The organism is Nonomuraea sp. CA-143628 (assembly GCF_050942315.1).
Lineage (GTDB): Bacteria > Actinomycetota > Actinomycetes > Streptosporangiales > Streptosporangiaceae > Nonomuraea.
In genome coordinates, this window is record NZ_CP192072.1 from 5987548 (window position 1) to 6010175 (window position 22628).

A 22628-nucleotide genomic window follows, 5' to 3' on the forward strand; every position below is an offset into this window, starting at 1 on the left:
GGGGGAGTGCCGCGCGCCACATCCACTCGAGACGTCATTTCCGCGTAACCCGTATATGTCATGATCCACGGGATCTTGTGGACCTTGTGACAGGAGAAGGATGATCGCACTGGCACGTCGTACGCTGCACGCCGTTCTCGCGGGCGGCCTGGCCGCCGCGGCGGTCTGGACGGCGGGCGCACCGGCGGAGGCGGCGGTGGCCGCCACCGTCTCGGTGGACTTCACCCGGCCGATCCGGACGATCGCCCCCACCGACTTCGGCATCGGGATCACCGGGTACGGCGAAGGCTCGTACATCACCAACGACACCCAGCACCGCGACCGGCTGCGCGCTCTCGGGGTCGGCCGGATGCGGATCGAGCTGCACTACCAGGAGCCCGGAAACCATGACAGCTCGATCGTCTGCGGCGGCTACAAATGCGCCACGGAGGTCTCGGGGGACGCCTGGATCACCGCCATCCGCGACCTCGGCGCCGAACCGGTCGTCATCCTCCAGGTGGACGGGCGGCAGAGCGCGGAGGTGAACCGCGGCGACGCCGTGGCCCTCTACAAGCACTTCGCGGCGACCGGTAAGCCGGTCCAGCGGTTCATCCTCGGCAACGAGCTCAACTGCACGTGCACGCCCGAGAAGCCGGCCATGACGGCGGCGGAGTACAGCAGCCGCTTCAACCTGATCGCCGACGCACTGCGCGCCGAGAACCCCGCGGTCAAGGTGGGCGGCGCCGCCACGGCCTGGAACGACCTGCCCTACATCAGGACGTTCCTCGAAGGCTCCCGCGACCGGGTCGACTTCGTCGACTACCACGACTACGGCAACGGCTCCGACCCGATCACCGACGAGGAGCTCCTCGGCGGCGTGATCCGCGCGTACGAGAGCGACATCAAGGAGGTCAGCGCCCTCGCCGAGTCCGTTCTGGGGCGGAAGGTCGACATTCAGATCGGCGAGTTCAACTCCGACTTCGACGACCCCGACGGCCACCGTACGCTCACCCACTTCAACACGCTGTGGGGCGCGGCGGCGCTCGGGCAGATGCTGCACGCGGGCGCCGCCGCCTACCAGTACGGCGACAAGAACGGGCAGCTCGGCCTGACCAGCACGAAGGGCGAAGGCGGCATCCCGCGCAGCGAGCCCCTGCCCATCTACCACGGCATCGGCATGTACACGGGTGAGGGGCTGTTCCGGCCCTTCGGCAAGACCGTCGTCCAGGCGAGCGCGGACAACGACAAGCTGCACGTCTTCGCCTCGGACCAGAGCAAGAACGTGGTCCTGGTCAACGTCGGCGCGGACCCGATCGACGCCGCTCTCGCGCTGACCGGGCTGACGACGGGGACGGCCGCGATCTGGCAGAGCACATCGGACGCCTGGACCCCGCACCAGACAGGAAGCGCCACCATCGCCGGCGGCAAGGCCACGGTGACGCTCCCGGCCGGCTCGGCGACGACGCTGGTGATCGACCAGCAGGGGCTGTCGGCGACGTACTTCGACAACGCCGACCTCACCGGCGCCACGGTCACCAGAATCGACCCCACCGTGAACTTCGACTGGGGCTCGGCCGCACCGGCCCCCGGCATCGGCGCCGACACCTTCAGCGTGCGCTGGACGGGGAAGGTCGTGGCCGACAAGGCGGAGACGTACACCTTCATCACCACCAGCGACGACGGGGTGCGGCTGTGGGTGGACGGCAAGCCGCTCATCGACAACTGGACCGACCACTCCAAACGCGACGACACCGGCCAGATCGCCCTGACGGCGGGGGCGCACGACATCAAGATGGAGTTCTACGACGGTGGCTACGACGCCATCGCCGAACTGCGATGGGAGAGCCCCGCTCTGCCCCGCCAGATCATCCCGACGGAGAAACTGCTCGCCGGATAGGCCAGGCCGCGCCCACCCGCGTAGGGGTGGGCGCGAACCGGCTGGTGTCGGACCGGCTTCTTCCTCCGGCGGGGTGTCCCTCCTGAGGGATATCTGTCACGACGGGCGGTCTTCTTCCTCGCTCCCGTAGGGGGTGGCCGTCCTTGGCGGCGCGCGGCCCCCTTGCTCGCCTCCGTAGGGGGTGTCCGTCCTGGGGGTGCCCGCCACGATGGGCGGTCTTCTTTCTCGCCCCCGGAGGGGGTGTCCCTCCCGAGGGACGCCCGCCACGATGGGCGGTCTTCTTTCTCGCCCCCGGAGGGGGTATTCCGCCCGAGGGACCCCAGCCGCCACGGACCGTCACAGGGGCCGAGACGGTCGTGTGACGAACCATCCGGAGGTCACCGCACTTGACACCCTGTTCCCGGGGTAGGGATTTTGCTGCCCCGGAGGAGAGGTGCCCGGATGATCAACAGCTTGACCCGGCTCTGCGGCCTCGGTGTCGAGGCCGCGGAGACGTTCGCCCGCAACGGCCTGCTCCGCCCCGTGCCGCCCGCGAACCTGGCGCGCATGATCGAGGCGTTCCGGCACTTCCACGTCACCCCGGCCACGGGCGTGGCCATGGCCGCCGCGCGCTGGCCGGATCGCCCCGCCATCCACGACGAGGACGGCTCACTGACGTGCGCCGAGCTGGACGCGCGGGTGGCGGCGCTGGCCTCGGCCCTGTACGGCCGGTTCGGCGTACAGCCGGGTCAGACCGTGGCGATCATGTGGCCCAACCACCGCGGCTTCGTCGAGGCGCTGGCGGCCGTCTCGCGGCTGGGCGCGGACCTGCTGCTGCTCAACACCGGCCTGGCCGGCCCGCGCCTGCGTGAGGTGCTGGAACGCGAGGACGTACGCACCCTGATCGCCGCGCCGGAGCTCCCCGCGGTGGACTTCGCCGGGGCCCGAGTCAGCGACCTGGACGAGCTGATCGCGAGCGCCGACTGGCCCGAGCCCCGGGCACCGCGCCGCCCGGGACGGCTGGTGCTGCTCACGTCCGGGACGACCGGCGTGCCCAAGGGCGCGCCGCGCCGGCTGTCGCTGACCGCGCTGGCCGAGCCGTTCACCTCGATGCTGGCCACCGTGCCGCTGCGCAGCGGCGAGCCGATCCTCATCGCGCCGCCGCTGTTCCACGGTCTCGGCCTGCTCTGGTACGGCGTGGCGCTGGTGCTCGGCTGCCCGGTCGTGCTGACGCGGCGCTTCGATCCCGAGACGGTTCCGCGCGTCCTCAGACGTCATCGGGCCACGGCCATGGTGGCCGTGCCCGTCATGCTGAAACGGCTGCTCGCCCGCGGCGGCGTCTCGTCGCTGCCGGATCTGCGGCTGGTGGTCTCCGGCGGGTCGGCGCTGCCGCCGGATCTGGCCACCGCGTTCATGGACGCCTACGGTGACGTGCTCTACAACCTCTACGGCTCCACCGAGGTCGGCTGGGTCACGCTGGCCACCCCCGCCGACCTGCGTGCCGCCCCGGACACCATCGGGCGCCCTGTGCGCGGGACCAGGGTCCTGATCGCCGGCTCGGACGGCCGCGAGCTGCCCCCGTACGAGGTGGGCCGCGTGCTCGTGGGCGGCGGCCTCACCTTCAGCGGATACTCGGGCGGCGGCGGTCGCGGTGACGGCGGGATCGAAGCTGGCGAAGCGGGCGGAGCCAACAAGGCCGACGGGGCCGCTGGGGAAGCCGGTGGGTTGCTGAGCACCGGCGACCTCGGGCATCGGGAGGGGCGGGGGCTGCTGTTCATCGACGGCCGCGAGGACGACATGATCGTCTCGGGCGGTGAGAACGTGTTCCCCCAGGAGGTGGAGAACCTCCTGGGCCGCCAGCCGGGCGTCGCCGACGTGGCCGTCCTGGGCGTACCGGACGAGGAGTTCGGCCAGCGCCTGGCCGCCTACGTGGTCCGGGCGCCGGGCGCGAAGCTGTCGGCCGATGAGCTCAAGCAGGCGGTCAAGTACGAGCTGGCCGGGTTCAAGGTGCCGCGCGACATCGAGTTCGTGACCACTTTGCCCCGCAACCAGACGGGGAAGGTGGATCGGCGGAAACTGGCCGGTGGCACGATGAGCTCATGACGATCCCATCGCTCGGTCTCGACGAACTGCTCACCACCACCCGAAGCGTGCGAAAGCGTCTCGACCTTGACCGCTCCGTCCCCATCGAACTGGTGCGGGAGTGCCTGGAGATCGCGCTGCAGGCGCCCAGCGGCGGCAACCGCCAGGGCTGGCACTGGATCGTGGTCACCGATCCCGAGCTGCGCGGGCGGATCGGGGACTACTACCTGCGCTCGGCGCAGGTGTACTTCTCCTCCGCGAGCGTGACCGCGAGCATGGCCCAGGACGATCCGGTCCGCGCCGAGGTGCAGCAGCGCGTCGCGGCGAGCGCCGTCCACCTCGCCGAGCACATGGGGGAGGTGCCGGTGCTGGTGATCCCGTGCATCCAGGCGTCCCGGCTCCCCGAGGGGAACCAGGCCGGCCTGTGGGGGTCGCTGCTGCCCGCGGCCTGGAGCTACATGCTCGCGGCGCGGTCGCGCGGGCTGGGCACGGCGTGGACCACCCTGCACCTGGCCTATGAGCGGGAGGTGGCCGAGCTGCTCGGCCTCCCCGACGACATCCGGCAGGGCGCGCTCATCCCCACCGCCTACTACACCGGGGACGGCTTCAAGCCCGCCTCGCGCCTGCCGCTCGACGACGTGCTCCATCTGGATCGCTGGAGCGGGCCGGGCACTCAGACCGGCTGACGCGAACCGATCTGACGCCCTCAGAAAGGGCGTGTACAACAGTGCGTATGTCAGAGGGGAATGTGGATCAGGGGAGCCGGGAGGACCTGTCCGCCGTCGTCGCGGCGGTTCTCACCGGCTCGCGCCTGCTCGTCGCCATCGCCGTGCGCTCGCTCGGCGCGGTCGGGGACAAGGTCACGCTGCCGCAGTTCCGCATGCTCGTGGTGCTGGCCGGGCGCGGGGCGACCAAGCTCGTCGCCATGGCCGAGCTGCTCAACGTCAACCCCTCCACGGCCATGCGGATGGCCGACCGCCTCGCCGCCGCCCGGCTGATCGTGCGCGAGGCCAACCCGCGCGACCGCAGGGAGAGCCTGATGAGCCTGACCGCCGAGGGACGGCAGATCGTGGACCAGGTCACCGCCCGGCGCGGTGCGGAGATCGCCGCGATCGTCTCGCGGATGCCGGCCGAGCAGCGCCGGGCGCTGGTCGCGGCGATGACGGCCTTCAACGAGGCGGGCGGTGAGCCGCCGGAGAGCGCCCTGCATCCGCTCGGCTGGCCGGACGTCTGAGAGAAAATCTTTGCTCAGGGCAAAAATTGCATCCTGCTATGAACGTCACCGCCCGCGCCCGCGTACCTCCTTGTGAACAGTCCAGACCCAAAGGGGGTGACGGCGTGCGACTGCGACACCGCCGTCCCGTTCTCGTCATCAGTGGCGTCGCCATGCTCCTGGCTCTCGGCGCGTGCGCCGGTCTGCCCGGCGCCCAGATTCCCAGCGCGACGGTCGTGCCGACCGTCGAGAGCGCGCCGCCCGCCGCGGCCGCGGTGGTGAAGGACGAAAGTACGTGGGCGACCAAGTGGGGCCCGTTGTCGGCGGCCGACCGGGAGCTGATCACCAAGGTCCGGCTCGCCACCCTGTGGGAGATGACCATGGCGCAGCAGGCCCAGACGCGGGCCAGCAGCGCGCGGGTCCGGCAGGTCAGCAAGGAGATCGCCGCCCAGCACAGTGTTCTCGACGAGCAGGTCCTCGCTCTCGCGGCCAAGCTCAAGGTGCAACTGCCGATCAAGCCGACCGACCTGCAGAAGGAATGGATGGACGACATCTCCAGCCGGTCCGGCAAGGAGTACGACTCGACGTTCGTGAAGTGGCTGCGCCTCGCGCACGGCCAGATCTTCGCCCTCATCGGCGCCGTACGCGGCAGCACGCAGAACACCCTGGTCCGGCCCTTCTCCGAGAAGGCCAACGCGGCGGTGCTGAACCATCAGCGGCTGCTGGAGAGCACCGGCCTGGTCCAGCCCGACGCCTTCCCGTCCCCGCCGGCCACCTGAGCCCCCGGTCAGGGCAGGCGCCCGACCTGGGTGGGCGCCTGCCCCGGCCGGGTCACGCAGGTAGCCGACCTGGGCGAGCGCCTGCCCCGACCGGGTTACGGCAGGCGGCCGACCTGGGCGAGCGCCTGCTTCAGCAGCACTCCCTGGCCGCCCGTCATCTCCTGCTGGACCAGCGGGGACGCGGCCTCCTCCGGCGTGAACCAGACGAAGTCCAGCGCGTCCTGGCGGGGCCGGCAGTCACCGGCGACCGGGACGATGTAGGCGAGCGACACCGCGTGCTGGCGCGGGTCGTGGTAGGGCGTGACACCCGGCGTCGGGAAGTATTCGGCGATCGTGAACGGCTGCGGCGACGCCGGGACCTGGGGCAGCGCCGTGTGGCCGAGGTCCTTCTCCAGATGCCGCAGGAGCGCGTCGCGGACCCGCTCGTGGTGCAGCACGCGTCCCGAGACCAGCGCCCGGCTGACCGTCCCGTCCGAGGCGATGCGCAGCAGCAGGCCGACGCGGGTCACCACGCCGGTTTCGTCGACTCGCACGGGCACGGCGTCGATATAGAGGATCGGCATCCGCCCCCGAACCGACTCCAGTTCCTCCGGAGCGAGCCAGCCGGGCACAGTTTCGGTCTTTTCGGTCATCTGCCGATCGTACGTCCCAGCGTCCCTTGATCCACGCGGACTCGCCAAGCTTCGGTAAAGCGTATGGCCGCAGGCGTCAGACGCGCGACCGTCCGGTAATGAATCTGTCCATGAGGGATGTGTGGCGCCGGACCCCGATCAGCGCCGACGGCGCGATCGGCGCCGCCGCCGAGCACCCGGGGCGGTGTGATTCGCGCTACCTCGCCCGGCGCCAAGCGTTCGCCGAACTGGCCCGCGGCCACCGGGTGGGGGACCCGTCGCCGCCGGTGGACTACACCGAGAGCGAGCACGCCACCTGGCGCCGGGTCCATCGGGCGCTCGACGTCGCGCACCGGGCTCACGCGTGCCGGGCCGTGCTGGAGGCGCGGGAGGAGATCCGGGTCCCCGCCGACCGCATTCCGCCGCACGCGGTGGTCGGCGCCCGGCTGCGGCGGCTGACGGGGTTCGACTTCACGCTGGCCGGGGGAGTGGTGGAGAACAAGCGCTTCCTCGGCTCGATGGCCCGGGGCTACTTCCACGCCGTGCAGTTCGTCCGCCATCCGGCCGTGCCGCTGTACTCGCCGGAGCCGGACATCATCCACGACGTGTTCGGCCATGGCATCCACCTGGCCGCGCCGGAGTTCGCCGCGATCTACCGGCTGATCGGCAACGCCGCGACGCGGGTGGAGACGGAGAATGCCCTCCAGATCATCAGTGATCTGTACTGGTTCACTCTGGAATATGGGGTTCTGGAGGAGGGCGGGGGTCCGAAGGCGTACGGGGCGGCACTGCTGTCGTCGTACGGCGAGATCGAGCGGGTCGGCCGCAGCCGGATCCGCGACCTGAACCCGCTCGACGTGCTGGCCACCTCCTACGAGATCTCCGGATACCAGCCCGTGCTGTTCCGCGCCCGCTCCCTGCCGCACGTCGCCGACACCCTCGCGGCCTTCCTCGACACCTTCGACGACGACACGGCCACGCGACTGCGACCGCGGGGCTGACCTCACGCTGTGGCGTGGACCAGAGGCAGGAACACCTCGTCCACGATCTCGACGAGCGTGCCGTCGGAGACGGGGTGGCGGGCGAACATGATCTCGTGGCGCAGCAGGTTGGTCGCCACCGAGACGACGCGGGGGCTCAGCCGGGCGGAGGCGATCTCACCGCGCCGGGCGGCCCGTTCGAGCACGCCGCTCATCACCTCGCTCATGACGGCGAACGGGCCCGGGTCGAGGTCGGGGGCGTCGGCCAGGAGGCCGTGGATGACGTCCTGGCCGATGTCGCGCTGCCGCTCGACCATCCGGCGCAGCACGGCGAGGACGTCGCCGCGTAGCTCGCCGGTGTCGGGCGGCTGGTCGGCGATGGATCCGGTGCTGTGGCGCATGGCGGCGACGACGAGCTCGGCCCGGTTGCGCCAGCGGCGGTAGAGGACCTGCTTGCCGGTGCGAGCCCGGGCGGCCACGCCTTCCATGGTCAGGCGGGCGTAGCCGACCTCGGCCAGCTCTGCCCAGGCGGCCTCGAGGATCGTCTCCTCCAGCGCCGCGCCGCGACGGCGCTGGTTGGTCTGCTGCGGCACCAGAACCTCCGTTAGAGACGTTGCGTCTCCTGTCATGCCGAGCTTATCGTACGGATTGGAGACGATGCGTCTCTAATCGATGCGTCTCTAATCGATCCGGGGAGACCGAACATGACCACCACCACCTCCGAACGGCTGGACCCCGCGGTGCTGAAGCTCGCCGGGATCCTCGTGCTCGGCGCGCTGGCGCCCCTGCTGGACAGCACCATCGTGAACGTCGCCCTCCACACCCTGGGCCGCGACCTGGACGCGCCGGTGTCGGCCGTCCAATGGGTGAGCACCGGCTACCTGCTCGCGCTGGCGATGGCGATCCCGATCACCGGCTGGGCCGTGGACCGCTTCGGCGCCAAGCGGATGTGGGCGGCCTCGCAGCTGTTGTTCCTGGCGGGCTCAGTGCTGTGCGGCGTGGCCTGGAACCTCGGCTCGCTCATCGCCTTCCGCGTGCTGCAGGGCGTCGGCGGCGGGCTGATGCTGCCGATCCTGCAGACCGTGCTCATGCGGGCGGCGGACGGCAGGCGGCTCGGCCGGCTGATGGCCGTCGTCAGCCTGCCCGTCCTCGTCGGCCCGATCCTCGGCCCGGTCGCCGGCGGCCTGATCGTGGGTCACCTGAGCTGGCGCTGGATCTTCTACGTCAACGTCCCCATCAGCCTGCTCGCGGTGCTGCTGGCCTGGCGCGGCCTGCCCGCCGACCCTCCGCGCGACGGTCACCGCCTCGACGTGACCGGCCTGCTCCTGCTCTCGCCCGCGCTGGCCGCCCTCATGTACGGGCTGACGCGGGTGGGCGCCGAAGGCGGGTTCGGTCACGCGGCGGTGCTCGGCCCGCTGGCGGCCGGGGCACTGCTGCTGACCGGCTTCGCCTGTCACGCGACGCGTACCGAGGACCCGCTCATCGACCTGCGGCTGTTCCGCACGCGGGCGTTCGCCGTGTCCTCGGCGCTGCTGTTCCTGTCGGGGCTGGCGATGTTCGGGTCGATGCTGCTGCTCCCGCTGTACTACCAGCAGGACCGTGGCGCGAGCGTGGTGGCCGCGGGGCTGTTATTGGCGCCGCAGGGGCTGGGCAGCCTCCTCGCCAGAGGGCTGGGCGGCGTCACCGACCGTGTCGGCCCCCGGCCGGTCGTCCTGGCGGGCATCGCCATGACGGCGCTGGGCACCCTCCCCTTCGCCTTCGCCGACCGGCACACCGGCGGCCTGATCCTGGGCGCCGCGCTGGTCGTCCGGGGTGCCGGGCTGAGCGCGGTCAACATGGCCATCATGGTCGGCGCCTTCCGCGGACTGGACCGGGCGCGGATTCCGCACGCCAGCAGCACCACCCGGATCATGCAGCAGCTCGGCGGCTCGTTCGGCACCGCCGTGCTCGCCGTCATCCTGCAACGCCAGCTCGCTGACCATCCGGGGGCCGCGTTCGGCCACACGTTCGCCTGGGCGTTGGCGTTCACCGCCCTCGCCGTCGTACCGGCTCTCTGTTATCAGCGCACGTGACGGGTGTCACGGCAGCTGTTTGTCGTACAGCCACGACGACAACAGCGGCCCGACGGGCAGGGAGGTGTGCCGCCGCATGTGCGCGACGAAGGCGTCGGTGGAGACGTTCCCGTGCCGGTGAGCGGTGGTCCAGTCCCGCAGGTGCCAGAAGAACGCCTGGTCGCCCAGCGTCCGCCGCAGCGCGTGCAGGGTGAGGGCCCCGCGCTTGTAGACGCGGTCGTCGAACATCACCGCCGGCCCCGGGTCGGCCAGCACGAAGTCCTGGGGGAGCACCTCCAGGCGGCGGCGCCAGCGGGCGGCCAGCTCGTCGGCCGTCTGCCCGCCGGACGCCTCCGACCACAGCCACTCGGCGTACGTGGCGAAGCCCTCCTGCAGCCAGATGTCGTTCCAGGCGGCCACGGTCAGGCTGTTGCCGAACCACTGATGGGCCAGTTCGTGCGCGACCAGCCGCTCGTGCCCGCGCCGGCCGTCGACGTGGTTGCGCCCGAAGATCGCCATGCCCTGTGCCTCGACCGGGATGTCGAGGTCGTCGTCGGCCACCACGACGGTGCAGGTGGCGAACGGGTACGGGCCGAACCGGTCGGTGAACAGCGCCATCATCTGGTCCTGACGGCCGAAGTCGTGACGGGCGCGCGTACCGAGCCGGGCGGGGTGGGCCAGGCGCGTGCGGCCCACATCCGTGAACTGGTAGCGCCCGACCTGCACGCTGGCCAGGTAGCTCGCCATGGGCTCGGCCTGCTCGTACACCCAGGTGGTGGTGCCCGCCGACCGCGATTTGCCGGCGAGCACGCCGTTGGCGACCACCTGGTACGGCGAGGCGGTGGTGACCGTGATCCGGTAGGACGCCTTGTCGTCGGGCCGGTCGTTGCACGGGAACCAGGAGGGCGCGCCGATCGGCTGACCGGCCACCAGCGCGCCGTCGCTCAGCTCCTCCCAGCCCAGGCCGCCCCATGGGCTCCGTACCGGCCGGGGACTGCCGGTGTAGCGGACCTCCACCGTGGCGGTGTCCCCGGCGTGCAGCCTCGCGGGCAGGCCGACGCGCAGCTTGCCGTCGCGATGCGTGCAGCGGACGCTGACGCCGCCGACGGTGACGCCGACCACGCGGAAGGTGCCGAAGTCCAGGTCCAGGCCGTCGAGCGGCTCGTGCGCGAGCACCGACAGCCGGGCCGTGCCGTCCAGCCAGTTGGTCGACACGCGGTACTTCAGTGCCAGTTCGTAGTGCGCGACGCCGTACCTGGCGTCGCCGTGCGAGGGAAAGTACGACGTCATCGCCAGGCCGCGATGGGATTGCCGAACCATCGGGAGCCGTCGGGAACGCCCTCGCCGCGCATGACCAGCGAGGCGGGGCCGATCGTGGCGTCGGCGCCGACCCGCGCGGCGGGCAGGATCACGCCGTGCGGGCCGAGTGTCGCGCCCCCGTCCAGCGTGACGGTGTCCATGCTCATGACCCGGTCGTGGAACAGGTGCGTCTGCAGCACGCAGCCCCGGTTGACGCTGGCGCCGTCGCCGACGCTCACCAGGTCCGCCTCGGGCAGCCAGTAGGTGTGAAGGGTGACCCCATGCCCGATGCTTGCCCCGAGTGAGCGCAGCCACACGTTCAGGGGCGCTGTTCCCAGCCACGGTTCGGCGAACCAGGGCGCCGCCAGCACCTCCACGAAGTTGTCCGCCAGCTCGTTGCGCCAGACGAACGAGCTCCACAGCGGCCGGTTGCTCGCCGCGATCCTGCCCACCAGCGCCCATTTCGCGCCGGTCGCCACGGCCGCCGCGACCACTCCGGCCGCGAGGAACAGCACGCCGCCGAGCAGCGCGGCCACCACGAAGCCGTACGACGCCGCGAGCCACTCCACCGCCCCGGCGGTCAGTACGGCCAGCGCCACCGTGCCCATCGCGGGCACCACACGGCAGAGCTCGACCAGCGCGCGGGCCACCTTCAGCCGCGCGGGCGGGTCGTAGGTGCGGCTCCGGTCGCCTTCCTCGGTGGTCCGGCGCAGCTCGACGGGCGGCATGCCCAGGTACGACGAGCCGGACTTGGCCTTCTTCGGCGTCGCCGACAGCACGCCCACCAGGCCGTCCTTGGGCACCTTGCGGCCCGGCGCGGTCATCCCCGAGTTGCCGAGGAAGGCCCGCTTGCCGATGCGCGCCGTGGCGATGTGCATCCAGCCGCCGTCGAGCTCGTACGGGGCCACCATCGTGTCGTCGGCCAGGAAGGCGCCGTCACCGACGGAGGTCATGGTGGGCAGCGCGAGCACGGTCGACAGCTCCACGCCCCGGCCCACCTTCATGCCGAGCGCGCGCAGCCAGGCCGGCGTCAGCACGCTCGCGTACAGCGGGAACAGCCAGACCCGGGCCGCGGACATCAGCCGGCCCGTCGCCCACGCCTGCCACGCCTGGCGGCTGTGCACCGGATGGTGGCCGGGGCGCAGGCGGATGCCGAGCAGCCGCACGCTCACCAGCGTGACCAGGGCGAACACCGTCATTCCGACGATCGTCGCGAGGGGCACGCCGATCAGCGCGCCGGTGAGCGCCTCGCCGAGGGTGCGCGCGTCCCCGGCGTAGCGGGCCAGGACCGCCAGGCCGGACACGATGGCGACCGCGGGCAACAGGCTGAGCACCACGGCCGACAGGCCGTACACCAGCACCCAGCGCCGGGAGCGGACGGCCCGGTCGGACGGCCGGGACCGGCGCGACTTGCCCTGCCGGGAGGCCGGGGCCCCGGCCCAGCGCTGCCCGGCCGGTACGGTGCCCGCGACCGCCGAGCCCGGGGCGATCTGCGCGTTCTTTCCGATCTTGGTACCGGGCAACAGCGTCGACCGGGAGCCGATCGTGGCGCCCGCGCCGATCCGGATCTCGCCGACGCGCACGACGTCGCCGTCGTACCAGTAGCCGCTGAGATCGACCTCCGGCTCGACCGAAGCGCCGCCGCCCAGCCGGAGCAGCCCGGTCACCGGGGGAGCGGAGTGCAGGTCGGCGTCGGGGCCCACCTGGGCGCCGAGCATCCGGGCGTACAGGCCCATCCACGGCGCGCTGGCCAGGTCGGGGACGCCGAGCCTGGCGGCCAGCTGTTCGGCGAACCACAGCCGCAGGTGCACGCCGCCGCCGCGCGGATGGCGGCCGGGCCGTACGCCGCGCAGCAGCAGCCGGGCCGACCCCGCGGCCAGGCCCATCCGTCCCGGCGGGGTGACGAAGACCAGCCAGCCCAGCGCCACCCACCACCACGACAGGGCAGGCGCCCAAGGCGGCGCGAGCAGGTTGCCGAGCGTCGCCAGCAGCACGATCCAGCGCATGGCGCCCGCCGTGAGCAGCGGCACCATAAGCGCGGCCTGCGCCACCGAGGCCCGCACGGGCATCGGCGTCACCGCCCGGCGCGCCGACTTGGCCGGGCCGCGCGTGACCAGCAGCTCCGCCAGCCCGGCCAGCGTCGGGTGCGCGTAGACGTCGCCCACGGCCACGTCCGGGTAGTCGATCCGCAGGACCGACACGAGCCGGGCCGCGGCCAGGCTCGTGCCGCCGTCGGTGAAGAAGTCGGCCTCCGGCCCGTCCGGCGCGACGCCGAGGACGTCGCTCCACCGCTCGGCCAGCCAGGTCTCGATCGGGCTCAGCTCGCCGGGCGCGCCGGCCGAGGTGCCCGGCTCGGTCAGCGGCCAGGGCAGCGCGTCACGGTCGATCTTGCCCGAGGTACGCGTCGGAAGCGCCTCGACCATCGCCAGCCGGGGGACCAGCGCGGCGGGCAGCGATTCCGCCAGTAGCTCGCGGGCCTCCGCGAGGTCGAACCCGTCGCCCGCGACGAGGTAGCCGACGAGCAGCTGGTGGCCGCCACCGGCGGTCCGCACCGCGGCGGCGGCGCCCGTGACGCCCGGCAGCGCCTGCAGCGCGGCGTCCACCTCGCCCAGCTCGATCCGCCGGCCGCCCAGCTTCACCTGGTCGTCGGCCCGGCCGAGGAAGTAGAGCCCTTCCGGCTCGGCGCGTACGAGGTCACCGCTGCGGTAGGCGCGTTCCCAGCCCAGTGACGGCAGCGGTGTGTATTTCTCGGCGTCCTTGGCCGCGTCCAGGTAGCGGGCCAGGCCCACGCCGCCGATGATCAGCTCTCCGGTCTCGCCCATGGCCACCGGGTCGCCCGACTCGCCGACCACGGCCAGATCCCAGCCGTCGAGGGGCAGCCCGATGCGTACGGGCTCCGCGCCGGTGAGGCGCGCCGCGCACGCGACGACCGTCGCCTCGGTGGGGCCGTAGGTGTTCCAGACCTCTCGTTCCGGTACGGCCAGCCGCTCCACCAGCTCGGGCGGGCACGCCTCGCCACCGAAGATCAGCAGCCGGATGCCGTCGAGCGACTCGACCGGCCAGAGCGCGGCCAGGGTCGGCACCGTCGAGACGGCCGTGATGCCCTGCGCGGCCAGCCAGGGGCCCAGGTCCATGCCGGTACGCACCAGCGACCGGGGGGCGGGCACCAGGCAGGCGCCGTGCCGCCAGGCCAGCCACATCTCCTCGCAGGAGGCGTCGAAGGCGACCGACAGGCCCGCGAGCACCCGGTCTCCGGGACCCAGCGGGCGGTCCTGGAGGAACAGGCCGGCCTCGGCGTCGACGAACGCGGCGGCGGAGCGGTGCGTCACGGCGACGCCCTTGGGCTTGCCGGTGGAGCCGGAGGTGAAGATGATCCAGGCGTCGTCGTCCGGCTCGGGCGCGCGGTCGTCGTGGGCGGCCGGCGACTCGGGCGACATGGTCCGTACGACCAGTCTGCCGGTCAGCTCGTCCGCCGGGTCGTCCACCGGCTCGTCGGCCGGGTCGTCGCTCGCCCTGCCGGTCACGATCGCGGAGACGGCGGCCTCGGTGAAGACCAGCTCGGCGCGCTCCTCGGGGTCGTCGGCGTCAACGGGCACGTACGCGGCGCCGGCCGCGAGCACGGCGAGGATCGTGACGTACAGCTCGACGGTGCCGGACGGCACGCGTACGCCCACCCGGTCGCCGCGGCGGACCCCGGAGGCCGTGAGCTCGTCGGCCACCCGCGCCACCTCGGCGCGGAGCCGACGGTAGCCGAATCGGGTGGTGCCGTCGTCGAGCGCGGGTTCGTCCGGGTGGAGGCGCGCGGTCTCGTCGAGGATGTCGAGCAGGGTGCGGGGTGCCGCCGCCAACGGGCCCGCCGGATAAACGGCGCGTGAAGCTATGGTTAACGGTGCGGTACGCTCGGTATGGTCAATCTGCAGGAGATCGGCTGCGTATGGGCGCAAATACTGCTCCTCAAGTCAGGCGGAGCCGACCCTGCCGCATCCTGCCGCCCCTGAAGGGGCTCTGAAGGGCACACGCTGCGTCCGCCGCCTTTGTGGCTTTTGCGCCACCGCGATACCAACAGTCGCGCATCGGCCGTCTATTCCTATCCGCCCGCGTCTGCGAGCGCGCGCGGATAGGAGTCTACTTTGTAAAGGCGTCGGCCGATATGCCCAGCGGAAGATCACGCCCGCCGGGCGATGGCGGTGATCCACGGCTGGACCAGCCGCGCCGCCAGCGGCCCGAACGCGGCCAGGATCAGCACATATGCCGCGGCCAGCGGTCCGAGATCGGGGTGGGCACCGGCGCCCACCGCCAGCCCGGCGATCACGATGTTGAACTCGCCGCGAGGGATCAGCGAGATTCCCGCTCTGGCCCGTCCGGCCTTGCCGATACCGGCCCGGCGGGCGGCGTAGAAGCCGGTCAGCAACTTGGTGACCATGCTGACCACGGCCAGCAGCACGGCCAGCCCGGCCACCGGGCCGATCTTCGTCGGGTCGGTCTGCAGGCCGAAGAAGACGAAGAAGACGGCCGCGAACAGGTCACGCAGCGGGGCCAGCAGCGCCTGGGCGTCCTCCGCCAGCTCCCCGGACAGCGCGATGCCGACCAGGAACGCGCCCACCGCGGCCGACACCTGGAGCTGCTGGGCCACGCCGGCCACCAGCAACGCCAGACCGACCACCTTCAGCAGCAGCACCTCGGAGTTGGGGCTGCGCACGAACGCCTCGATGAAGCGGCCGTAGCGCAGCGCGACCAGGAGCACCACGCTGACCGTGCCCAGCGCGATGGCCACCGTGATCGCGCCGCCCACCAGGCTCAACCCGGCCAGCAGGGCGGTCAGGACGGGCAGGTAGACGGCCATCGTCAAGTCCTCGAAGACCAGGAGCGACAGCACCACCGGTGTCTCCCGGTTGCCGATCCAGCCCAGGTCCGACAGCACCTTCGCGGTGATGCCGGAGGAGGTGGCGTAGGTGACCCCGGCCATCGCCACCGCCGCCACCGGGCCCCAGCCCAGAAGTAAGGCGCAGATCGCGCCCGGTGCCGCGTTCAGCACCAGATCCACGAGCCCGGCCCGGGCGTTGCCCTTCAAGCTGGTCACCAGCTCGTCGGCGTTGTACTCCAGGCCGAGGGTGAGCAGCAGCAGGATGACGCCGAGCTCGGCGCCGACAGAGATGAACTCCTCGCTGGTGGCCAGCGGCAGAATGCCGCCGGTGCCGAAGGCGAGTCCGGCGATCAGATAGAGGGGGATCGGGGAGATGCCGACGCGCAGGGCCAGTGCTCCCAAGATGCCGAGCCCCAGCAGAACCGCGCCGAACTCCAGGAACAGAATCGCCGTGTGATGCACTCGCGGCCCTATCCGTTGGTAAAGATGTCGGCTACCGCGGAGGTGCTGTCAGCGCTGCCCACCACGACCACGACGTCACCGGCCGCCAGGGCGAAGTCCGGGCCCGGGCTGACCAGCACCTGGCCGGCGCGTACAGCGGCCACGATGGAGGCGCCCGTACGGGTGCGCACCCGCGCGTCTCCCATCGGCCGGCCCGCGTACGGCGAGTCCTCACCGATCGGCAGCTTCTCGCTGACCAGTCCCTCGACCTCGCGATGCAGGTCGTTGAGCCGCTGGATCACCCGCGGCGCGCCCAGCAGCTCGGCCAGCGCGTCGGCTTCCTCGTCGTTCAGCTTGACGGTCTCACACGCGCGATCGGGGTCGGCGGGATCGTAGATCACCAGGTCCCGGCGGCCGGTGCGGTGTGAGACGATGCCTATCCGCCTTCCGGACCGCGTGGTGAACTCGTGCCGCAGCCCGATCCCTGGCAACGCCGTCTGTTCGATCTCCACCGCTACCCCATCCGGTCAAGATTTCGATTACTAGGTCAAACCGTATCAATCCTGCGTGTTGACGGCGGGGCGTCGTCTGGGGGGAGAAGCAGGCGGGACGGCATCAACGCCGTGTTATGGTCCCACACCTGACAGTTGCCGATAGACCATCCGGGGGAGCCATGGAGCGCAGGTTCGCCGCGCGTGAGCAGCTGACGGGTGTGGCGCGGGCGGCCTTGGGGGCCGAGCGCCGGCTGGCCGATGTGACGCGCCTGAGAGGTGGCACGAAGAAGGGCGTGTACCGGCTCCTGCTCGACGACGGGTTAACCGCCATCGCCTATATCTGGGACGCGGCCGAGAACTACTGGCCCGGTCTTCAGGTCGACGATCCCGCGGACCCGTTCTCGCCCGCTTCCGGTCTGGAGTTGTTCGAGGCCGCTCATCGGCGGCTGGACGGCGCCGGGGTGCGGGTGCCACGGGTCTATCTGGCCGACCGGAGCAGGGAGCTCTATCCGGCCGACATCGCGGTGGTCGAGGACGTGCCGGGCGGGACGTTGGAGACGCTGCTCCAGCGTGATCCGCGGGCGGCGGCTCCGGTCCTCGCGCGGCTGGCCGAAGCGCTCGAGGAGATGCGGGGTCAGGTGGCGCCGGGCTTCGGCAAGGTGGCCTGGGTCGACCGTGGCGGGGTCTCCGTGGGCCGGTCGTGCGAGCAGTTGGTCTTCGACCGGGCGCTCGTCGACCTCGAGGACGGGGCCGCTCGGGACGGGCGGCTCGCGGCGGCCCGTGATCGGCTGGAGGGTGTGGTCCGGGAGCTGGCGGCGGGCGTGCGGCCGCGCTCGGCGCACGCGCTGGTCCATGGGGAGCTGGGGCCGGACCACGTGCTGGTGGACGACGCGGGGCGGCCGATGCTGATCGACATCGAAGGGCTGATGTACTTCGACGTCGAGTGGGAGCACGCGTTCCTGCGCCTGCGCTTCCACGAGCACTACGAGGCGCTGCGCTGGGAGGGGCTGGATGAGCGGCGGTTGTCGTTCTACACACTGGCGATGCGTCTGTCGCTGGTGGCCGGGCCGTTGCGGTTGATCGAGGGTGACTTTCCGGGGCGCGAGTTCATGCGGGGGATCGCCGAGCACAATCTGCAGCAGGCGCTGACGTTCGTCGGCGGGTGAGCCGTCAAGCCGACTTGCCGTGGCGTTCCGGGCGGCGGCTGGGGTGGTCGTGGGGCACCAGGGTGGGATTGACGTTGTTGAGTACGGTGTCGCGGTCGATGACGATCCGGGCCACGTCGTCGCGGCTCGGCATCTCGTACATGAGATTGAGCAGTGTCTCTTCGAGGATGGCGCGGACGGCCCTGGCGCCGGTGCGGCGCAGGAGCGCCTGGTCGGCGATGGCGGCGAGGGCTTCGGCGGTGAATTCGAGGTCGATGCCGTCGAGGGCGAAGAGCCGCTGATACTGCCTGATGACCGCGTCGCGGGGTTCGGTGAGGAGCCGGATGAGGTCCGCGCGGTCGAGTGGGCGCAGGGTGGAGATCACCGGTAGCCGGCCGACGAGCTCGGGGATGAGACCGAAGCTCAGCAGGTCGGCGGGCGTGACGTGAGGTCGCGGGCCGGTTGTCCGGGTGGGGGCGTATCCGGCGGCGCCGCGGCCGGTGCGTTGGCCGATGAGGTCGTCGAGGCCGGTGAAGGCGCCACCCGCGATGAACAGCACATGGGTGGTGTCGATGTGGATGACGTCCTGGTGGGGGTGTTTGCGGCCGCCTTGGGGTGCGACGCCGACTGTGGTGCCTTCCAGGATCTTGAGCAGTGCCTGCTGGACGCCTTCGCCTGAGACGTCGCGGGTGATGGAGGGGTTGTCGCTCTTGCGGGTGATCTTGTCGATCTCGTCGATGTAGACGATGCCTGTCTCGGCCTTCGCGATGTCGTTTCCGGCGGCCTGAAGGAGTTTGAGGAGGATGGTCTCGACGTCTTCGCCGACGTAGCCGGCTTCGGTCAGCGCGGTGGCGTCGGCGATGGCGAAGGGCACGTCGAGCATTCTGGCCAGGGTCTGGGCGAGGTGGGTCTTGCCGCTGCCGGTGGGCCCGATGAGCAGGATGTTGGATTTGCCGAGTTCGAGGTCCTCGGTGTGCCGGACGCGTTTGTAGTGGTTGTAGACGGCGACGGCGAGTGTTCTTTTGGCGGCGTCCTGGCCGATGACGTAGTGGTCGAGGCGTTCGTGCATGTCCCGTGGTGTGGGCAGGTCAGGGGGCGGGGTGTGCTCGTCGGCCTCGATGAGTTCGGTGCAGAGTCCGATGCATTCGTCACAGATACAGATGCCGGCGGGGCCGGCGATGAGCTTGCGGACCTGCCGCTGGGTCTTGCCGCAGAAGGTGCATGTCGGCTGGTCGCGGACCACTGAGGTGTCTCCTTGGCGATCGAGGTTGACGATCAGAGGGTGACGGTGAGGGCCGCCAGGCGCCAGGTGCCGGGGTCGGGGGCGCGCGGGGCGGGCTCGGCGAGCGCGAGGCCGGGGTGGCGGCGCAGCAGGGTGGTGAGGGCGACTTCGGTCTGTACGCGGGCGAGGGCGGCGCCGACGCAGAAGTGCGGACCGTGGGCGAAGCCGAGATGCCCGGGCTGTCCGGCGGGCCGGGTGATGTCGAGGCGGTCCGGGTCGGTGTAGGCGCGGGGATCGCGGTGGGCGGCGGCGATCGAGGCGGTGACGGCGTCTCCCTTGGCGATGGGGATGCCGCACAGCTCGGCGTCTTCGCGGGCGTAGCGGGGGATCGTCAGCAGGGTCGGGCCGCACCAGCGGATGAGCTCTTCGACGGCGCCCGGCATCAGGCCGGGGTCGGCGCGCAGCGCGGCCATTGCCCGGGGTGGGTGAGCAGGGCTTCGACGGCGTTGGCGATGAGGTTGGTGGGGGTCTGGCCGGCGATGACGAGATGCCAGATGAGGGTGACGAGCTCGGTGTCGCTGAGCCGGTCGCCGTCTTCCGCCTGGGCCTCGACGAGGTAGGAGATGAGGTCGTCGGCGGGTTCGGCCCTGCGGCGGGCGACGGCCGCCTTGGCGCCATCGATGATCGGGGGTATGGCGGCGGCGAAGGCGGGACCGGCGCCGGTGACGACGGTGGCGCCGTACTCGCGCCAGCTGGGGCGGTCGGGCGCGGGGATGCCGACGAGCTCGCAGATCACGTCCATGGGCAGCGGCCGGGCGAAATGGGTCATCAGGTCGACGGGGCCGTGACCGGGCAGATCGTCGAGGAGGGCCTCGACGATGGGCGCGACGCGCGGGGCGAAGTCGGCGGCGCGGCGGGCGGTGAAGGCGGGGGCGGCCAGCCTGCGCAGCCGCAGGTGCTCGGCGCCGTTCATCTCCGACATGGTGCGCATGTACGGCCGGTAGTCCTCGGGGACGTCGGGCCGCATGAAGCTGTCGCTTCTGATCTCGAACCGGGGGTCGCCGAGCATCGTCTTGATGTCGGCGTGGCGGGTCACGACCCACATGGGGCCGAAGCCGGGGGCGCCCACGCGGGCGATAGGGGAGAGCTCGCGGGCGCGGCCGTAGGCGGTGAAGGGGTCGCGATGCACGTCGGGGTTGGTGAGGTCGATGTGCGGTACGTCGCTGGTCATGTGCACTCCACGTTGAATTTCGGATGATGTCATCATACGAGTGGTGAAGGTATCTTGATGATGGATGTTCGGCAAACGCCGGCAGGTCGCGCAAAATCGGTTGCCCGGCCCGGCGGCCGTCTGTTGTACTCCCTCCCGGCAACCAGTCCACCCAACCCGAGGAGCACGCCGATGAGGCCAGCGTTCTTGTCCCCCGCGACGGCAACAGCCACCTATCCAGAGGACAGAACGCTTGAAACGCACGCTGAACTTGGGGATCTTGGCGCATGTAGACGCCGGTAAGACCAGCCTGACCGAGCGGCTGCTCTACGCCGCCGGTGTCATCGACGAGATCGGCAGCGTCGATGACGGCAGCACCCAGACCGACTCGCTGGCCCTGGAGCGGCAGCGCGGCATCACGATCAAGTCCGCCGTCGTCTCCTTCGTGATCGGCGACGTCACGGTCAACCTGATCGACACGCCCGGCCACCCCGACTTCATCGCCGAGGTCGAACGCGTGCTGAGCGTGCTCGACGGCGCCGTGCTGGTGATCTCCGCCGTCGAGGGTGTGCAGGCCCAGACCCGCGTGCTGATGCGCACGCTGCGACGGCTGCGGATCCCCACCCTGCTGTTCGTCAACAAGATCGACCGCCGGGGCGCCCAGGACGACGGGCTGCTGCGGTCCATCGCCGAGAAGCTGACGCCCGCGATCGTGGCGATGGGCTCGGTGCGCGATCCGGGCACTTCAGACGCGGCCTTCCTTCCGTACGGACCCGGCGACGCCGCCTTCACCGCGCGGCTGACCGAGCTGCTGGCCGACCACGACGATGCCTTCCTGGCCGCGTACGTCCATGACGAGACGGCCGTCTCCTACCGGCGGCTGCGGCGCGAGCTCGCGGCGCAGACCGGGCAGGCGCAGGCGCACCCGGTGTTCTTCGGCTCGGCGATCACCGGCGCGGGCGTGGACGCGCTGAGCGCCGGCATCGCGCGGCTGCTGCCCGCCGCCCAGGGCGAGCCCGGCGACCCCGTCTCGGGCACGGTCTTCAAGGTCGAACGCGGCCCGGCGGGGGAGAAGATCGCTTATGCCCGGATGTTCGGCGGAACGGTACGCGTACGGGACCGGCTGCGGTTCCACGATGGTCAGGGCGAGCCCCGCGACGACCAGAAGGTCACCGCGCTGAGCGTGTTCGAGCGCGGCGCCGACGTCCAGCGCCTCTCGGTCGCGGCGGGCCAGATCGGCAAGCTGTGGGGCCTGGCCGACATCCAGCTCGGCGACACGATCGGCGAACCGCGCGAGGACGCCGGCCGCCACCACTTCGCCCCGCCCACCCTGGAGACGGTCGTCGTCCCCGCGCGCCCCGCCGCGCTGGGCGCCCTGCGCGTGGCCCTCGCCCAGCTCGCCGAGCAGGATCCGCTGATCGACCTGCGCCAGGACGACATCCGGCAGGAGATCTACGTCTCGCTCTACGGCGAGGTGCAGAAGGAGGTCATCCAGGCGACCCTGGCCGCCGACTTCGGCCTCGAGGTCGGCTTCCGCGAGACGACCACGATCTGCGTCGAACGGCCGATCGGCGCCGGCGCGGCGGTCGAGTTCAACGGCAAGGCGCCCAACCCGTTCCTGGCCACCGTCGGGCTGCGCGTCGAGCCCGCCCCGGTGGGCACCGGCGTGCGCTACCGGCTGGCGGTCTCGCCCGGCGCGCTGCCGCTGGCCTTCCACAAGGCGGTCGAGGACACTGTACGGGAGAGCCTGAACCAGGGCCTGTACGGATGGCAGGTCACCGACTGCACGGTCACCATGACGCATTCCGGCTATTCGCCCCGCCAAAGTCACTCCCACGCCGTCTTCGACAAGAGCATGTCGAGCACCGGCGCGGACTTCCGCCACCTGACGCCACTGGTGCTGATGAACGCGCTACGGCAGGCCGGCACCAGGGTGCACGAGCCGATCCACCGCTTCACCCTGGAGGTCCCGGCCGACACGATCGGCGGCGTGCTGCCGGAGCTGGCCCGGCTGCGGGCCGTCCCCCGCGCACCGGCCATGCGGGGCGCTTCCTGCCTGGTCGAGGGGGACATCCCGGCGGCCCGCGTACATGAGTTGCAGCAGCAGTTGCCGGGGCTGACCCGCGGCGAAGGCGTGCTGGAGTCGGCCTTCGACCGTTACCAGCCCGTCTCCGGCACGGCACCGGCCCGGCCGCGCACGGACCACAACCCGCTGGATCGCAAGGAATACCTGCTGCACGTCATGCGGCGGGTCTGACCGGAGGGCGATGCTTTCGGCGGATCGGTGGGGACAAAGGGGTAGATGTCGCTATTGTTAGGCCCGCGCGCCTCAGAGTCACCTCCGGCGCCTCTGGTAACCACGGTCACCGAGGCAGAGCCCGA

At 71.4% G+C, this 22628-nt stretch carries 18 protein-coding genes; 9 read left to right on the top strand and 9 right to left on the bottom strand.

Going from position 1 to position 22628, the window contains the following annotated elements; genetic code table 11:
- Positions 1 to 100: 100 nt before the first annotated feature.
- The 5 genes from ACQP2T_RS27330 (at position 101) to ACQP2T_RS27350 (ending at position 5929) form a co-directional block, all read left to right on the top strand.
- Positions 101 to 1876: a PA14 domain-containing protein gene (locus ACQP2T_RS27330; RefSeq protein WP_433518895.1), complete on the top strand. Its 1776-nt coding sequence runs from the start codon at positions 101 to 103 to the stop codon at positions 1874 to 1876.
- 441 nt (positions 1877 to 2317) lie between these two features.
- A complete protein-coding gene (locus ACQP2T_RS27335) occupies positions 2318 to 3958 on the top strand; it encodes an AMP-binding protein (protein ID WP_433518896.1) in 1641 nt (546 codons plus the stop codon).
- Positions 3955 to 4623, top strand: coding sequence for a nitroreductase family protein (locus ACQP2T_RS27340; RefSeq protein ID WP_433518897.1), 669 nt, complete (start codon positions 3955 to 3957; stop codon positions 4621 to 4623). The genes ACQP2T_RS27335 and ACQP2T_RS27340 overlap by 4 nt, the downstream gene beginning before the upstream one ends.
- 47 nt (positions 4624 to 4670) lie before the next feature.
- Entirely contained in the window at positions 4671 to 5171 is a 501-nt protein-coding gene (locus ACQP2T_RS27345) for a MarR family winged helix-turn-helix transcriptional regulator (RefSeq protein WP_433518898.1), read from the top strand.
- A 104-nt stretch (positions 5172 to 5275) separates the two neighbouring features.
- Positions 5276 to 5929: a DUF4142 domain-containing protein gene (locus ACQP2T_RS27350; protein ID WP_433518899.1), complete on the top strand. Its 654-nt coding sequence runs from the start codon at positions 5276 to 5278 to the stop codon at positions 5927 to 5929.
- Positions 5930 to 6024: 95 nt separating this feature from the next.
- Here ACQP2T_RS27350 and ACQP2T_RS27355 read toward each other — a convergent pair whose 3' ends face one another.
- The gene (locus tag ACQP2T_RS27355; protein WP_225296815.1) at positions 6025 to 6561 is read right to left on the bottom strand and encodes an NUDIX hydrolase family protein; all 537 of its coding nucleotides are present in this window, start codon (positions 6559 to 6561) and stop codon (positions 6025 to 6027) included.
- A 110-nt stretch (positions 6562 to 6671) separates the two neighbouring features.
- On the opposite strand from ACQP2T_RS27355, the gene ACQP2T_RS27360 reads away from it, so the two are divergent.
- On the top strand, positions 6672 to 7541 hold the full coding sequence (locus ACQP2T_RS27360) for a phenylalanine 4-monooxygenase (RefSeq protein ID WP_433518900.1): 870 nt from the start codon (positions 6672 to 6674) through the stop codon (positions 7539 to 7541).
- Between the two features lie 2 nt (positions 7542 to 7543).
- On the opposite strand, the gene ACQP2T_RS27365 is transcribed toward ACQP2T_RS27360, so the two are convergent.
- The gene (locus tag ACQP2T_RS27365; protein ID WP_433518901.1) at positions 7544 to 8113 is read right to left on the bottom strand and encodes a TetR/AcrR family transcriptional regulator; all 570 of its coding nucleotides are present in this window, start codon (positions 8111 to 8113) and stop codon (positions 7544 to 7546) included.
- A gap of 111 nt (positions 8114 to 8224) precedes the next feature.
- Here ACQP2T_RS27365 and ACQP2T_RS27370 point away from each other — a divergent pair, with 111 nt between their 5' ends.
- Positions 8225 to 9592 carry an MDR family MFS transporter gene (locus ACQP2T_RS27370; protein ID WP_433518902.1) on the top strand — a complete coding sequence of 456 codons (1368 nt, stop codon included), beginning with the start codon at positions 8225 to 8227 and terminating at the stop codon, positions 9590 to 9592.
- Positions 9593 to 9598: 6 nt separating this feature from the next.
- Here the strand turns inward: ACQP2T_RS27370 and ACQP2T_RS27375 are convergent, their stop codons facing one another.
- The 4 genes from ACQP2T_RS27375 to ACQP2T_RS27390 all read right to left on the bottom strand — a co-directional run bounded on the left by ACQP2T_RS27375 (position 9599) and on the right by ACQP2T_RS27390 (position 16687).
- The gene (locus tag ACQP2T_RS27375; RefSeq protein ID WP_433518903.1) at positions 9599 to 10861 is read right to left on the bottom strand and encodes a M1 family metallopeptidase; all 1263 of its coding nucleotides are present in this window, start codon (positions 10859 to 10861) and stop codon (positions 9599 to 9601) included.
- The gene (locus ACQP2T_RS27380) at positions 10858 to 14718 is read right to left on the bottom strand and encodes a Pls/PosA family non-ribosomal peptide synthetase (RefSeq protein WP_433518904.1); all 3861 of its coding nucleotides are present in this window, start codon (positions 14716 to 14718) and stop codon (positions 10858 to 10860) included. The genes ACQP2T_RS27375 and ACQP2T_RS27380 overlap by 4 nt, the downstream gene beginning before the upstream one ends.
- 317 nt (positions 14719 to 15035) lie before the next feature.
- Positions 15036 to 16196: a cation:proton antiporter gene (locus tag ACQP2T_RS27385; RefSeq protein ID WP_433518905.1), complete on the bottom strand. Its 1161-nt coding sequence runs from the start codon at positions 16194 to 16196 to the stop codon at positions 15036 to 15038.
- An 8-nt stretch (positions 16197 to 16204) separates the two neighbouring features.
- Complete coding sequence (locus tag ACQP2T_RS27390; protein WP_433518906.1) at positions 16205 to 16687, bottom strand: cation:proton antiporter regulatory subunit; 483 nt, start codon at positions 16685 to 16687, stop codon at positions 16205 to 16207.
- A gap of 161 nt (positions 16688 to 16848) precedes the next feature.
- On the opposite strand from ACQP2T_RS27390, the gene ACQP2T_RS27395 reads away from it, so the two are divergent.
- Positions 16849 to 17835 carry a phosphotransferase family protein gene (locus tag ACQP2T_RS27395; protein WP_433518907.1) on the top strand — a complete coding sequence of 329 codons (987 nt, stop codon included), beginning with the start codon at positions 16849 to 16851 and terminating at the stop codon, positions 17833 to 17835.
- Between the two features lie 4 nt (positions 17836 to 17839).
- Here ACQP2T_RS27395 and clpX read toward each other — a convergent pair whose 3' ends face one another.
- Genes clpX through ACQP2T_RS27410 form a run of 3 tightly spaced genes read right to left on the bottom strand, consistent with a single transcriptional unit; the run spans position 17840 to position 20267 of the window.
- A complete protein-coding gene (gene clpX, locus ACQP2T_RS27400) occupies positions 17840 to 19057 on the bottom strand; it encodes an ATP-dependent Clp protease ATP-binding subunit ClpX (protein WP_433518908.1) in 1218 nt (405 codons plus the stop codon).
- Between the two features lie 32 nt (positions 19058 to 19089).
- Positions 19090 to 19509 (bottom strand): cytochrome P450, encoded by a 420-nt coding sequence (locus tag ACQP2T_RS27405; RefSeq protein WP_433518909.1) that lies wholly within the window; start codon positions 19507 to 19509, stop codon positions 19090 to 19092.
- Positions 19479 to 20267 (bottom strand): hypothetical protein, encoded by a 789-nt coding sequence (locus ACQP2T_RS27410; protein ID WP_433518910.1) that lies wholly within the window; start codon positions 20265 to 20267, stop codon positions 19479 to 19481. The genes ACQP2T_RS27405 and ACQP2T_RS27410 overlap by 31 nt, the downstream gene beginning before the upstream one ends.
- Positions 20268 to 20499: 232 nt before the next feature.
- Between ACQP2T_RS27410 and ACQP2T_RS27415 the strand changes: the two genes are divergently transcribed.
- Positions 20500 to 22503, top strand: a complete 2004-nt coding sequence (locus ACQP2T_RS27415; RefSeq protein ID WP_433518911.1) for a GTP-binding protein — start codon at positions 20500 to 20502, stop codon at positions 22501 to 22503.
- Positions 22504 to 22628 lie beyond the last annotated feature (125 nt).